Origin of the sequence: Pseudomonas sp. GZJR-8 (assembly GCF_002916705.1) — a bacterium.
Classification (GTDB): domain Bacteria; phylum Pseudomonadota; class Gammaproteobacteria; order Pseudomonadales; family Pseudomonadaceae; genus Aquipseudomonas; species Aquipseudomonas synxantha_A.
The window spans coordinates 263,333-276,510 of the sequence record NZ_JXSI01000006.1; the positions used below are offsets into that span (position 1 = coordinate 263,333).

The following is a 13,178-nucleotide window of genomic DNA, read 5'->3' on the forward strand; positions in this document are numbered from 1 at the left end:
TTCTTCCATTGGCTCAGAACCCGGCTGCGAGCCAGCGCCGGGATCCTGAATGACAGTGGGGCAACTGGTACACTGGGTCGATTGGACCAAGGAGATGGGAATGCGCGGATTAGCAATTACGGCCCTAGCGCTAGCGGTAACCGGATGCGGCGGAGATATAGACCGAGCTCGAACGTCAGTCGCTAGCCACCTAAAAGATCCTGACTCTGCAAAATTTAGAAATGAGCGGCAAGTTTCAGACGTGGCCGTTTGTGGCGAGGTGAATGGGAAGAATATGTTCGGCGCCTATTCCGGATTCGCCCAGTTTCTTGCCATGAAAAGACCTGGCGGATTTGACGTGATAATCGATCCAGATATGACGGACCGGTTTGCAGGGAGTGTTTGCGGCTATGCAAAGGCCGAGACGGAAGCAAAAACTAAAATCAAGGCCCCGCAGCCTGCGGTGGAAATTCCAGGGGTCAGGTGGTCAGTTCAATTAGCGTCCGTCAGTAGTGAGGAAACGGCGGAGGCGATTAGTAGAGATCTTGCGAGTTCTGGCTGGACGCCATACACAACACGCCGCGATGGAAAAAGTCGTGTGTTTGTAGGGCCATTCTCCACGCGGGCTGAAGCCAACGTTCAGATGGATGACCTAGCACGCAAGAAGACTCTCAATGGGTTTGTGCTGCGTTACCAAGAGCCGGCGGCATCGGGCAAATAGTAGAGACGTACGTAAAAGATACAGAAACAAAAAGCCCGGCACTGGGCCGGGCGCTCATCAAAAACGTAAAGTCGATCTGCTACCTCAGCTCGCGGTGGGCATCGAAGCAATTTCACGAAGAATCTCGAATCCATCCAAGGTTTTTGGCACTCTCGACTCCAAATACCGGTACTGAGGAAGGATGAAAACCTTAATCGCCATGCTTTTGCCAGGACGCGAGAAGGTTGAGATCGACACTGCGCAGTCGGATGGTGGGCTGATGACCTGAAATAGGTGTTCCGCCACTACCACCGGATCCTTGCGGTCGCTACACATTATACCCTCCTACTAAAGTTGCCCCGAGTGCGTCCAAGATCGGCCGCAAGGGCAGCATCAGTGATTTAGCTCCGCCAGGAGCCATTGAGTCAGGTCCGCCAGCAAAAATCAAACCGACTGCAGCTATAGGTCTGCCATGGTCGTCCACTTGCACGACAAGTGAGCCTGAATCCCCTGACGCTGAAAACTCTGATTGTAGGCCATGGATCGTGAACACATTGGCAAAACGAATCACACCTGTAAAACCATAGTTCTGCGCTTGGTAATTGATGCCCACAGGTCGTAACTCTCTGCTTACAATATGACCCTTGGTGTGTCGAGTCGTTCTGCCGACCTTTTCAACCTTCATGCCTTCAACCGGATCTGCGACAGCAAGAGGGGTATCGAAGGCCCCTCCCTGCATAGAGCTTACGATTCCAACGTTGTGAATGCGAAAAACCGCACCATCCAAATTACCTGCGATATCAACGTTCCCCAAAGATCCGACCTTCATCTCCAAAGCTTTGGTGTGATAGCCAAGAGTAAATGGAGGGATTCCGCCTGGTCCAACATCCACTACGCCTGGGGCAAGGATAGGCGTTTCAGGCTGCACATGACTGCATAGCGCACTTACATGGTTGTTCGTGAGGCCATACAAGAGGCCGTCCGGCATGCTCACCAGGGCGCCCATCGTACCGGCGGAAGCATCGTTGCCAGGGGAAATCGAAGAACCGCAAGTGTAAAACTCATTCCCCGATGCCGCTTTATGAATCGCGTATGTCGTTCCTTGGGCAGACCCAAGGCTTTTCCCAACCGTATCCAAATGCCCTTGAGGATACGCGACTCCATTGCTCTGGATGCTGGTCGGGAGTGTATGCAAATCCTTTTGCGTAACCTTTTTCTTGGTGTAGAGGTAAATTGTCCGACTGGTTGAGTTAAAGGAAATCGTCTGAATTTCCTTGTGTCTCAATATCTGCTCGGCCTCTGCCGAAAGCGGAATGGGGGGCGTAGGGGTCAAGTAAACATTGTCGACCTCGGGCGGCAAATGCTCGATCAGGCCTCTGTCAATTGCCCATCTTGCTAGACCGCTTGCCACTTGATGAGTGGTAAGCAGTACCGGAGCGGGCTGTAGTGGAGGCGGCGCTATTGGCGGTACATTCTGCGGCATGGAAGTTTATCCCCAAACTTCAAATTTAAGTGCAGAAGGCCTGATCTATTCAGCAGACACTTCCATGTCAGAAGAGTCGATGCTCTCCATGGTGACGCAATTCAGTCCATTGTTACGTGAAGCTCTGAAGCTGCCCGGTCGGTTGCCTCCAGCGGCATCCTACTCTTACCGAGCGTACATACCCCACCAGAATACGTGCCCCAGGATAGCTATCTGCTCATCCTGCATCTGCTGAAAGGTGTAATCCTCATCGGGGTGCTCATCACGATTGAAGCTGCGCAAACGAATCCCCGACGGCAAACGGTATAGCTGCTTAACTCGCAACTGGCCATTGTGGTTGATAGCGTAAAGATCGCCATCAGCAATATCGCCCAGCCCGGTTTTGCCGGTATTTACACCCACGGTCGCGCCGTCCCGGAGAACTGGGATCATGCTGTTGCCGCGAACGGTCACGCACTTAGCGTTGCTGAACTGGACCCCGTTTTCGCGCAGGCTTTTTTTGCCGAATCGCAAAAACTCTGCATCGTGCTCTTCGATGGAGAATCGCCCGGAGCCGGCAGCCAGTTCTACCTCCCTCAGAAATGGAACGCAGACCTCGTCATCGTTAACTGGTGTCTGATCGTCCCAGACGCTTATCTGTTTCAGGCGCACATCTACCTGGATCCGCGGCTGCGCCGCATCTGAAACGCTACCTGAAGATAATTCAGCTTCGCTCAAAGGCAGATCCAGAGATCCTGGCTCAAGCCCGCACTTCTGCTCGAAGTCGCGCGCCATCTTCTCCCCGATATTCCTCAGGTGTTCGGCCTTGTCCGTAAACAGCCGTGAAATGTAAGACGGCTGTTTGTCGACCTTGGCGGCGAAGTCAGCGTCTTTACCCCCGAAGTCGCGATCAATGATCTGGCGTACTCGGGCTCTGCGTATGTCTTTGATTTCCATCCCTCAATTAAAACCTTTATTTCCCTTAAGGGAAATTACCTTTACTTGGTAAACATTTATGGTAAATTCATGCATAAATGAACCAGAAGGTAAATCCGTATGGACTTCCCCACGTACGCAAAGCAGCTTCCGCGCGGCGGAAGAAAACGCCTCGCTTTAAGCCTTGGTATCCCAGCGAGCTATCTGTCTCGACTCATCTCTGGTGACCGGTCGATTACTGCCGAGCGCGCCATTGAAATTGAACACGCCACGGGCGGGAAGGTGACGCGCCAGGAATGCTTACCAGAAATCCAGTGGAAGCACGCCAGCTAAGCGACATCCCTGTCCGCCGTTCCAATGAAGCCAGATTAGAAGAGAGCAGTTCCCATGCAAACGTCCAGCTCCAGACACACCGTACAAACCCGTGACCAGGTGCTGGTCGCCCACGCTGCAAACCAGATCGCGCGTACCAGCCTCAGCCAAGACGACTTTGCCCAGGCGCTGAGCCGCGAACTGCATCTGTCCTGCCCAGAGAAGGCTGTCGCCAAAGAGGTTCCGGACTTCGCTGCGCTGACGTTGCAGAACGACGTATCCGACTTTGTGAAGGCGACCGGCCGCTGGCTCAAGCGTGTTCAGCGCTGGCTGTCCGGTGATCAGGAAATGCCGTCCTGGCTGGAAGAGTCTTGGGTAAACGCCCTTGAACCTGAATTCCGCGACCACTGCGTGAACGAACTGGCGAGCCGCCACGGGCTGACCGGCGCCCGCCAGATGACCAGCGACCAATGCGCCAACAAAAGCTTCGGCGCACTGATCCGCGCCCTGGGTGATGTGATCGACACCGGCAGCGAAGTGTTCGACGACCAAGTGATGTGCGAACTGGATCTGCCGCACCTACCGGCTTTCGCCAAGCAGTGCCGCCAGGTTGAAGCGAAGGCGGGGGAGTTGGGGCGCAAAGCTGAGCAGTTGCTCGCTTCGGTCCAGCGAAATTTGAAATCTGTTTCCTGATTTCCCGCGCATGCGCGGGAATCGGTGCCCATCGGGTTCGCACTATGAATTAAGCGGATCTGAAGCCCAGGCACAAAAAAGCCGACGGTCGAGGTCGGCTAATTCGATAACACTTTGTGAGGCCGATTATATGCAAACCCCGCCACATATCAATAGCTCTACCAATCTCGCGCCACGTTTTTCGCAATCTGAAAACGTGGCGCGCAATTCAGCAGTGATTCCGTTCGACTTCGACGGCGCCGCAATCCGGGTCATCACCGACAAGCTCGGCGATCCGTGGTTTGTTGCGCGCGACGTCGCTGACGCCCTCGGCTACTCCAAACCAGAGAACGCCGTGTCCCGTCACTGCAAGGCCGCGACCACTACCCCGAAACAGGGTGGTGGTTTCATGACCATCATCCCGGAGCGGGACCTGTACCGGCTGGTGATGAAGTCCAAGCTGCCGGCCGCTGAGAGGTTCGAAGAGTGGGTGGTTGGCCAGGTCCTGCCGAGCATCCGCAAGACCGGCAACTTTTCTGCCCTAGGCCCGAACAACTCCAAAATCGTCGGCGAGTTGGCCATCCTGGAATGCTTTGACCGCCTGTTGAAGCCTGCCAACTCCAGCAAGATGCTGATGCTGGCCAAGATCGCCGCCAACAACGGCCTGGACGCCAAGTTCCTCCCAGGCTACGCCGTTGATGCCGCCCCTGACGCTGCTGGCGGCTCTTCGATGCCTACTAAGGCAATCACCGCCCTGATCAAAGATAACGCCATCGCCAGCACCGCCCGCGCCTTCAACCTTTCACTGGAGGCCCACGGCTTCCTCAAGGTCCTGCAGCGCAAAAACTCCAAGCAGGAAATGGTGGACTTCTGGTCCGTGACCGAGAAGGGCATGGCCTACGGCAAAAACCTCACCAGCCCTCAATGCCCCCGCGAGACGCAGCCTCACTGGTACGTGGATCGCTTTCTTGAATTGGCCGCAAAGGTCGGGAAGGCCTGACATGCAATACACCGTCACGATTAACCAGGTGAAGGCGTTGGAGTGGGGGCTGAATTCTCAGCAGGCCCTGCTGTTCGCCTTCGTCTACGGCTGCCCGAGCTGGACCAAGCCAATCAAGACTGATGACGGGATCTTCTTCGCGCTGAGCAAGGCCAAGATCATCGAGGAGCTACCGCTGCTCACTGACAAGCCGGACACCGCTTACCGCATGCTGAAGGCCCTGGAAGAGGCCGGTTTGATTGAGCTTTCCAGCACCTCGAACATCACGCTTTTCCGCCTCACAGAGAAGGCCGTCGAGTGGAACCAGAAGCTCGACGGGTCGGAAAAATATCCGACCCCACCAAACAATAAGGATCGGAAAAAAATCCGATCTACCTCGGATAAATCTCCGAGCAAGGTCGGAAAAAAATCCGGGCAAGGGTCGGAAAAATCTCCGACAAATCAGGATACCAATCATCAGGGTACCAATCAGGAAACCAGTCAGGACTTGCAGGACGCCACCGGCAAGCCGGCTCAGTCCCGCAGCTTGGTGCTGGTGGTTGACCGCACCGATACTCCCCGGGTCGAGATTCCCGCCGACATGCCGGGCCCCAAAGACCAGACCTGCAAAACCTTCAAGGTCTGGGCGAACTACGCGATGGCTTACCGCAAACGCTACAGCGCCTGGCCGGTGTGGAATGCCAAGGTCGGCGGCCAGCTCGGCCACCTGGTTGACCGCCTCGGCGCCGATGTCGCCCATCACGTTGCGGCCCACTTCCTGAAAACCAGCGACGCCGCTGTGCTGCGCAAGTGCCACAGCCTCAACGAGCTGCTGGCCAACGCCGAGAGCTACCACACCCAGTGGGTGACCGGGCAGCGAATCAACGGCACGACAGCCCGCCAGATGGAGCGGACCGAAGCAAACCACTCAGCAGCCGAGCAGGCCGCCCAGATGGTTCTGGCCAAACGCCAAGCAGGTGACCGCAATGAATACCTTTGAAATGAACGACCAGCAGGTTGCTGGGCTGGCCGCCGCCATCTGCGCAACCGCCGAGGCCATGGGGCAGGAAATGAATCCAGGCACTGCCGCGATGATGGCTGAAGACCTCTGCGCGTATCCGGTGCCCGTCGTCAAAGCCGCGTTGAGGGCCTGCCGCTTCGAGGTGAAGGGCAAGTTGGCAATGGCTGACATCCTGCAACGCGTCCAGTCCTCCGACGGCCGTCCCGGCAAGGACGAGGCCTGGGCCATCGCCATGACCACCAACGACGAATTTGAAACCGTGGTGCTGACCGACGAGATCCAGCTGGCCCTGGCAGCCGCGAAACCCATCTTGGATGGCGGCGACAAGATCGGCGCGCGCATGGCTTTCATCGACGCCTACCAAAGGTTCGTGGGCCAGGCCCGCGAGGATGCGAAGGCGGTCAACTGGCACGTATCCGTAGGCTTCGACGCCGACCGCCGTATCCAGGCTGTGACCAAGGCGATGGAGTTAAAGCGTATCCCGCGCGAACACGCCCAGAAGTACCTGGCGGACCTGAGTGTCGAGCCAGTCACCGAAGACGGTCGGGCGATTGCTGGTTTGCTCACCGGCACCGTTACGCGGCCAGCGCCGGCTCTCCGCGAAAAGCTCGAGCTGGTGAAGTCGTCGATGCTGGAGATGCGTGCAGCCAGCGCCGAGAAAAAAGACGAGATGCGCATTGAGGCAGCCAATGGGTTGGCGGATCGCCGAGCGCTGCTGATCAAACAGGTCCAGGAACTGGAAGAGAAGAGGGCGGCGCAATGACCAAGCCAGCTAAGCCTCGCCCAATGCCCGTGTACTTGGTGCTGCGCCGCCTGGTTGATCCTGCCACCGGCAAGGAGGTGGCCGCGTTCGTGCCGTCTTCCGACGCTGATCGGTCGATCCTTCGTGAGCGTGATTTCCGGATCAACACCAAGATCCGCGCCGACCTTAAGCAGCCCCGTAATCCACGGTTCAATGGCTTGGTCCATGGCCTGGGCCGAGTGTTGAGCCAGAACATCGATCGGTTCTCCGGCAAGCAGTCACACGACGCCATCAAGGCGTTGCAACTGGAGTCTGGCGTGTACTGCGACGAGGAACTGTTCGACATCCCTGGCCTGGGCCAGCTCACCCGCAAAACACCCCGCAGCCTTTCCTACGATTCGATGGGGGAGGAGATATTCCAAGATTTTTGGCGCCAGTGCTGCGCGTACCTGGTGCTGCATGACTGGCCAACGCTCACGGAAGAGCGCCTGACCGAAATGGCAGAGTTTGAAGCATTCAAGGAGGTTGCATGAGTCACGACAACGGATACGGAAAGCCTTGCCCTAATTGTGGTGAGCCTATGAGCAACATGCCAAGCCTGAACAAGCGCCAGTGCGCTACAGGCTGCAAAGAGAAGTTCGACTGGAAGCTGGCCCAGGGTCAGGCGCCATTGTTCGGTAACAACCGGCAGACAGCCAAGGAGGCTGTATGACCATCGAACGGAAGCCGGCCAAGTCGAAGAAATGCCGCGTAGCTACATGCAGGGCCTCATTCGTCCCAGCGAAGCCGTTTCAAACCTGGTGCTCGCCAGACTGTGCAGTGGCGACCATCCGCCAGCGACAGGATAAGCAGCGAAAGTCGTTCGCACAGCGCGAGCGCCGGAAGATCAAGGTACGCAAGGAGAAGCTGAAGACCAGAGCGGATCACCTCAAGGACACGCAGCAAGCATTCAACGCCTGGGTGCGTGCCCGTGACGCGGCACTGCCGTGTGTCAGCTGCGGCCGCCACCACCAGGGTAAGTATGACGCTGGCCATTACCGCACCGTTGGGAGCAATCCGGCCTTGCGATTCGAGCCGATGAACTGCCATCGCCAGTGTTCGCCGTGCAATACCAGGCTTTCCGGAAACATCGTGAATTACCGCATTGAGCTGGTGAAGCGTATCGGCGCCGAGGCCGTTGACTGGCTGGAAGGTCCTCATGAGGCCAAAAAGTACACCGTGGAAGAGCTGAAGGCGATGACCGCCGAATACCGGGCAAAGACCAAAGAACTCAAGAAGGGGCAGGCAGCATGAAACTGATCAACGCAAGGCAGGTATGGACCGAAGCTCAGCATGAATCGAACGCGTCGATCAGCGCTATAGCAATTGACCGGGCAGAGTCGGCACCGGTGAAGACTGGAGGGCGCATCGGCAAGCGTGACGCCCAGTTCCCAGCCATGGGTACCGAGAAAGGGGAGGAGGCCGGACGCTTCTCCGTGCCTGGGCAGCGGATCAGCATCAGCGAAACCAGGCGCACCTCCGCGGGCAAGTCCACGGCCCGCGCTGCACACCTGGCCACCATTGGTAAAGTCCTGCGCGCCATCGGCACCCTGCCATTCCAGGAGCAACAGTTCGGGCACTACCTGTATCACCCATGCATGACGCTCGCTCACGTGCTCAACGCCGAGAAGTTGATCTGGAGCTGCGTGGACTTTTCCACCCTGACCGAAGCGAAGGAAGCAAAGGTGCATTGCCTTGTGACGATGGCCTTGCAGTCCTACAAGGTCGAGGCTCACGACGGCGCTCAGTGGGGTCCCGCTCGTATCGCTGAGGGTATGCTCAAGCTCTACGGCGTCCACATAGAACCCAAAGTTTGGGATAGGGACTGGAAAGAAGCGTGGAATTTCCTGCGGGATACCATTGAGGAAGTGGATATTCGTGTGCAGCAGCCGGTATGGCAGGTCATTCACGCAGAAAAAGAAGAGCTGGCGGCATAAAGGTGTTGCCATGTTGGGGTTTTTGATGTACTTTCCCCATAATGCACAAATAACGCGTAACGCTCTCGAAACCCTGAGCCCGGCCATTGGCCGGGTTTTTTTCTCCAGCCAAAAGGAATTTGAGTAGAATCGGTAACTCATACGACTTCTATTTTTTGGCTGGAGGCATGTGTGCCGCATAAAGACCTTCGGGTAGACGATAATGTCTCTGCCGACATATCTGACCACCCTAAAGATATTTTTTTCGCTGCTGTCGAAACGACTCGCATGCCGATGATCGTTACGGACCCCAATTCGCCAGACAACCCGATAATCTTCGCCAATCAAGCTTTTTTGGAGATGACGGGTTACGAGCACGACGAGATTTTTGGCAAAAATTGTCGTTTTCTTCAAGGGGTGGATACGGATAGGAACGTTGTAACTTCGATCAGGAACGCCATAAAAGCGAAGCAAGAGTTCTCTACTGAGATTCTGAATTACAGAAAAGATGGCAGCAGCTTTTGGAACGCGCTGTTTATATCTCCTATACATAATGAGAAGGGCGATTTGATTTATTTCTTTGCTTCGCAGTTGGACGTGAGCCGACGACGCGATGCGGAGGAAGGACTGAGACAGGCCCAGAAAATGGAAGCACTTGGCCAACTCACTGGCGGGATTGCGCATGATTTCAACAATCTCCTTCAAGTCATAGGTGGCTATGTCGATCTTATTGGTAGTGCTGTCGATAAGCCTGAGGCAAATCTAGAGCGGATCAAAAAAAGCGCTTTCCACGCAAAATCTGCAGTCGAGAAGGCCAGTACACTGACGAAGCAGTTGTTGGCTTTTTCCCGAAAGCAGAAACTGCAAGGTCGAGTTCTAAATTTAAACACTCTGGTTGGGCTCGTTGAACCGCTGATTGAGCGGACATTCGGAAGTGCAGTTAGGATTGAATTCGACCTAGAGGATTCGCTACAAAATTGCCGAATCGACCCTACTCAAGCGGAAATGGCGCTCCTGAATATCTTTATCAATGCGCGTGATGCACTGATAGGTCGAAATAATCCGAAAGTTTTCATCGAAACAAGAAACGTCAGTATTCGCGACTTGGCCACATCTTACGAAGGGCTTTTTCCTGGATCTTATGTAAGCGTATCCGTGACGGACAACGGCATCGGTATGCCTTCAACAATTCGCGATAGGGTGATGGATCCTTTTTTTACCACCAAAGATGAGGGCAAAGGATCTGGATTGGGTTTGTCTATGGTTTATGGTTTTGCAAAGCAGTCTGGCGGGGTAGCTCGAATCTATTCAGAAGAGGGTATTGGCACAACCCTTCGCTTGTATTTCCCTGTTGATGCGGCTTCTGTTACGCCGGAGGAGAATAGGCAGAAATCAGATTATGAGGACGGTACTGAAAAGGTCCTGATCGTAGAGGATCGTCCAGACGTTGCTGAGCTAGTTAAAATGGTGCTTGAGGATTACGGGTACACCACTGAAATATCGCTGAATGCCCGTGAGGCGTTAAAGCGATATGAAGCCGGCGAAAAGTACGATCTTCTTTTCACAGATCTCATCATGCCTGGCGGCATGAACGGGGTGATGCTGGCGAGAGAGGTCAGAAGGCGCATGCCGAAGACTAAGGTGTTGCTGACTACAGGTTACGCAGAAAACTCTATCGAGCGTACAGATGCAGGCGGGTCAGAATTTGAAGTCATCTCAAAGCCATATCTGCCTCATGACCTTGCTCGTAAAGTCAGGCAGATCCTAGATTCTCCTGGTGGCATTTGATTCTTTTGATTTGAAGATCATCTACCGTGCGGATTTTGGGCTTCCGGATGAGGTTTTTCCTCACAGCCCGGCATTAATGTCGGGTTTTTTGTGGGCTAGTGTTAGGACGTCACCGATTCCATGGCTGCCTCACCGGAGGCACGGATGCTGATTAGGTGATGATACTGTGGTCAGTTAGAACTCTGGCAGCCAATCCCGTTGTCTTTTCAAGATAGGCGTGACAGGAACGAAACGATTGATGCATTCGGGGCGCCGACACCAGGATCGTCTTTGGCAGACAGCGAGGAAAGACGCGAGCACCTATTCAAGGCCTCGACATTGATCGAGGCCTTTTCGTTTTCGGCTCCACCACACCCATTGCTCCGAGCTGGGAGTGCTGTGTGAGCCGATTCAATTCCGCAGGTCATGGCCTGTCGTATCCCTAACTCCCTGACGGGGAGGAACCGAGATGTCCAACATGCCAGACAAACCAGACACCTGGGCGATAGCGCTTGCGTGGTTGAGCCAGCATTCGCCAATCCTCTATGCGGCAGCGTTGTCCTGTGCGATGGCTGTCCTGCGAATCACCTACGGCGGCGGCACACGTCGCCAGATGATCGTGGAGGGCGCCATCTGTGGCGGCCTGGCCCTGACCATAATCAGCGGGCTTGAGTTCTTTTCGCTCCCGCAGAGCATGGCCACCTTCGTCGGCGGCTGGGTTGGCTTCCTTGGCGTAGAGAAGATCCGGTCCATTGCTGACCGGGTGACTGACTTCAAGCTGCCAGGCCGTAAGGCTGAGTAATCTGCGCCACGTTTTCGAATGTGCCCAATCGTGGCGCGGAACAATGAGGAACCACCCATGGACAACCAGCACCAGAAAATCACCGGCTACCGCGACCTGAGCCAGTCTAAGATCGACGGTATGAACTCTATCAAGGCGCTCGAAGCTGACGCCGGCGAGCTGTTCAAGCAGATCGGCCGTATTGAGGGTGTAGACCCGCGATTGCTGGCCCTGGCCAAGACCAACCTACAACAGGGTTTCATGTGGTTCGTGCGCTCGATCGCCAAGCCAGCCGACCTGTTCGCCTGATTCGCTCTCCAGCCACTATAGCTCCGCGTTCGCCCAATCATACGAACGCGGATATCTGTTGCCGAGTTGGTGTCAGGCGCGGTTCAAGTTATGGAACCACGTCGGGTAAAAGTTGCTCAGGACAAACTGGATGATTGAACCTGGTACTGTGAAGCAGCGCTCACGATCGCTGAAAGGCATGCAACCATCTTGGCCGTTAATGATTTCTAGGTGGCGATCCATTCCTTCCGAAAGCTCCTTAAAGAAGGACTCGTCCGGAAGAAAATCGACGAAAACAAGATTGTCGTAGGTCAATTTGAGCGTTTTCCTTGCGGTGTCAAGCTCGCTACTAGATGCGCGGCGCGGTTCATTAAGCACGATTTTGGCCGCAAAGAAATTGGCAATACAGTTTGTGAGCTTTTGCTGATCAATCTGCGTGTTGTTCTCTTGCATGTGGTGGCTCTCTGTGAGGTTGGAGGGGGTAGCATGTAGTAACTGCATGCGCCCAACTTGAAACCATATCAATCCTAATCCGAACGGGGTTTGACCAGGCTCAAGGGATCTCTTTGGCGCGGTGAAGCTGGCCGAGCAGGCGTCGATTTGCTGCTGCATGGCGGAGAAGGGTAGGTATGCCGCAGGTGAGTGCGGCACGGGTCTATCACTTCACTTTCAATGCTTCTTGGATTTGATCCGCATACTTTGAAAGCTGCTCAAACTCGTAGCTCAGATTGATGGGCGCGCCGCCAGCGGCAGAGGCGGCAATCACCTCAAGTGCCGCTGCCACTGCATGCGTGCGGGTATACGTTGGAATCGTTTGATCATCTCCTGCAGCGACTGTGTGTTTGCCTACGTCTGTCATTGAAGCACCCTCATAAAGTTGATACCCACCAATACCGGCAACGCGCCACTATTTCAAGCTCCAGGTGATTCATGGACAGGCCATTCCCTCCATCTTCACTGCTTGAGCTGTCTGACCTATCCGACTTCGGTATCCGCCTAACACCTGCACCTGAAGTGTGGGAATGGCTCCAAGCCGAGATCCTCGCAGACACCGGCAGCATTCACAACGAAGACCATGCCCACCTACTGGATGCAGACATCCGGGTCATGTGGGCGTCGTCGGCTTTCGAGAAGCAGGGCCGCACCGTCTTGGGCCAGGCCGAGCAGGTAGCGTTCCGTGCCGGCGGCTGGCAGAAAGCCCGGATGGAGCAACAAATGCGTGATTGGTTCGGTGAAGTGCCAGCCTTCATCATCACACTGGCTGCCGACTATTGCGCACAGTGCAGCGACCTTGAGTTCTGCGCCCTCATCGAACACGAGCTGTATCACCTGGCGCACGCGACCGACAAGTACGGTCAGCCAGCATTCACCCAAGACGGTGCACCGAAGATCAAGCTGCAGGGCCACGACGTGGAAGAGTTCGTCGGTGTCGTCCGCCGGTACGGTGCAAGCCCTGACGTTCAAGCGTTGGTGGATGCTGCAAACAGTCCTGCTGAGGTGGGGAAATTGAACATTGCGAGGGCCTGCGGAACCTGTCTGCTCAGATCGGCCTGACCCCTGACAGACCTAAGACGGAATTTACCC

General features: G+C 55.4%; 18 protein-coding genes. 14 read left to right on the plus strand and 4 right to left on the minus strand.

Translation table 11 applies throughout. From position 1 onward, the window contains the following. Positions 1 to 100: 100 nt before the first annotated feature. Positions 101 to 700: an SPOR domain-containing protein gene (locus tag TK42_RS14635; RefSeq protein WP_032880672.1), complete on the plus strand. Its 600-nt coding sequence runs from the start codon at positions 101 to 103 to the stop codon at positions 698 to 700. A gap of 307 nt (positions 701 to 1,007) precedes the next feature. On the opposite strand, the gene TK42_RS14645 is transcribed toward TK42_RS14635, so the two are convergent. Further along, entirely contained in the window at positions 1,008 to 2,162 is a 1,155-nt protein-coding gene (locus TK42_RS14645) for a hypothetical protein (protein ID WP_146097881.1), read from the minus strand. A 165-nt stretch (positions 2,163 to 2,327) separates the two neighbouring features. Continuing rightward, on the minus strand, positions 2,328 to 3,098 hold the full coding sequence (locus TK42_RS14650; protein ID WP_256584590.1) for a helix-turn-helix transcriptional regulator: 771 nt from the start codon (positions 3,096 to 3,098) through the stop codon (positions 2,328 to 2,330). Positions 3,099 to 3,197: 99 nt separating this feature from the next. Here TK42_RS14650 and TK42_RS14655 point away from each other — a divergent pair, with 99 nt between their 5' ends. From TK42_RS14655 to TK42_RS14710, 12 genes are all read left to right on the plus strand, one after another. Beyond that, the gene (locus tag TK42_RS14655; protein ID WP_032880676.1) at positions 3,198 to 3,410 is read left to right on the plus strand and encodes a YdaS family helix-turn-helix protein; all 213 of its coding nucleotides are present in this window, start codon (positions 3,198 to 3,200) and stop codon (positions 3,408 to 3,410) included. 54 nt (positions 3,411 to 3,464) lie between these two features. Then, entirely contained in the window at positions 3,465 to 4,082 is a 618-nt protein-coding gene (locus tag TK42_RS14660) for a hypothetical protein (RefSeq protein ID WP_032880678.1), read from the plus strand. Positions 4,083 to 4,212: 130 nt separating this feature from the next. Next, the gene (locus TK42_RS14665; protein ID WP_032880679.1) at positions 4,213 to 5,061 is read left to right on the plus strand and encodes a BRO family protein; all 849 of its coding nucleotides are present in this window, start codon (positions 4,213 to 4,215) and stop codon (positions 5,059 to 5,061) included. A 1-nt stretch (position 5,062) separates the two neighbouring features. Next, positions 5,063 to 6,040: a phage replication protein gene (locus tag TK42_RS14670; RefSeq protein ID WP_103734538.1), complete on the plus strand. Its 978-nt coding sequence runs from the start codon at positions 5,063 to 5,065 to the stop codon at positions 6,038 to 6,040. Then, positions 6,027 to 6,824, plus strand: a complete 798-nt coding sequence (locus TK42_RS14675) for a hypothetical protein (protein WP_103734539.1) — start codon at positions 6,027 to 6,029, stop codon at positions 6,822 to 6,824. Before TK42_RS14670 ends, TK42_RS14675 begins: the two co-directional genes overlap by 14 nt. Then, on the plus strand, positions 6,821 to 7,336 hold the full coding sequence (locus TK42_RS14680) for a hypothetical protein (RefSeq protein WP_103734540.1): 516 nt from the start codon (positions 6,821 to 6,823) through the stop codon (positions 7,334 to 7,336). The genes TK42_RS14675 and TK42_RS14680 overlap by 4 nt, the downstream gene beginning before the upstream one ends. A gap of 47 nt (positions 7,337 to 7,383) precedes the next feature. After that, complete coding sequence (locus TK42_RS27125) at positions 7,384 to 7,515, plus strand: hypothetical protein (protein ID WP_256575927.1); 132 nt, start codon at positions 7,384 to 7,386, stop codon at positions 7,513 to 7,515. Next, positions 7,512 to 8,096 (plus strand): recombination protein NinG, encoded by a 585-nt coding sequence (locus TK42_RS14690; protein ID WP_103734541.1) that lies wholly within the window; start codon positions 7,512 to 7,514, stop codon positions 8,094 to 8,096. The genes TK42_RS27125 and TK42_RS14690 overlap by 4 nt, the downstream gene beginning before the upstream one ends. Continuing rightward, complete coding sequence (locus tag TK42_RS14695; protein ID WP_103734542.1) at positions 8,093 to 8,779, plus strand: hypothetical protein; 687 nt, start codon at positions 8,093 to 8,095, stop codon at positions 8,777 to 8,779. Before TK42_RS14690 ends, TK42_RS14695 begins: the two co-directional genes overlap by 4 nt. A 171-nt stretch (positions 8,780 to 8,950) precedes the next feature. Then, positions 8,951 to 10,546 carry a histidine kinase famiy protein gene (locus TK42_RS14700; RefSeq protein WP_103734543.1) on the plus strand — a complete coding sequence of 532 codons (1,596 nt, stop codon included), beginning with the start codon at positions 8,951 to 8,953 and terminating at the stop codon, positions 10,544 to 10,546. Between the two features lie 448 nt (positions 10,547 to 10,994). Next, entirely contained in the window at positions 10,995 to 11,327 is a 333-nt protein-coding gene (locus TK42_RS14705; protein WP_065943809.1) for a phage holin, lambda family, read from the plus strand. Positions 11,328 to 11,384: 57 nt separating this feature from the next. Beyond that, on the plus strand, positions 11,385 to 11,615 hold the full coding sequence (locus TK42_RS14710) for a hypothetical protein (RefSeq protein WP_103734544.1): 231 nt from the start codon (positions 11,385 to 11,387) through the stop codon (positions 11,613 to 11,615). 72 nt (positions 11,616 to 11,687) lie between these two features. On the opposite strand, the gene TK42_RS14715 is transcribed toward TK42_RS14710, so the two are convergent. Both TK42_RS14715 and TK42_RS14720 read right to left on the minus strand, forming a co-directional pair. Then, positions 11,688 to 12,047, minus strand: a complete 360-nt coding sequence (locus TK42_RS14715; RefSeq protein WP_146097882.1) for a hypothetical protein — start codon at positions 12,045 to 12,047, stop codon at positions 11,688 to 11,690. A 205-nt stretch (positions 12,048 to 12,252) separates the two neighbouring features. Next, entirely contained in the window at positions 12,253 to 12,453 is a 201-nt protein-coding gene (locus TK42_RS14720) for a hypothetical protein (RefSeq protein ID WP_094774186.1), read from the minus strand. A gap of 71 nt (positions 12,454 to 12,524) precedes the next feature. On the opposite strand from TK42_RS14720, the gene TK42_RS14725 reads away from it, so the two are divergent. Then, positions 12,525 to 13,148, plus strand: coding sequence for a putative metallopeptidase (locus TK42_RS14725; protein WP_103734546.1), 624 nt, complete (start codon positions 12,525 to 12,527; stop codon positions 13,146 to 13,148). The last annotated feature ends 30 nt before the right edge of the window (positions 13,149 to 13,178 follow it).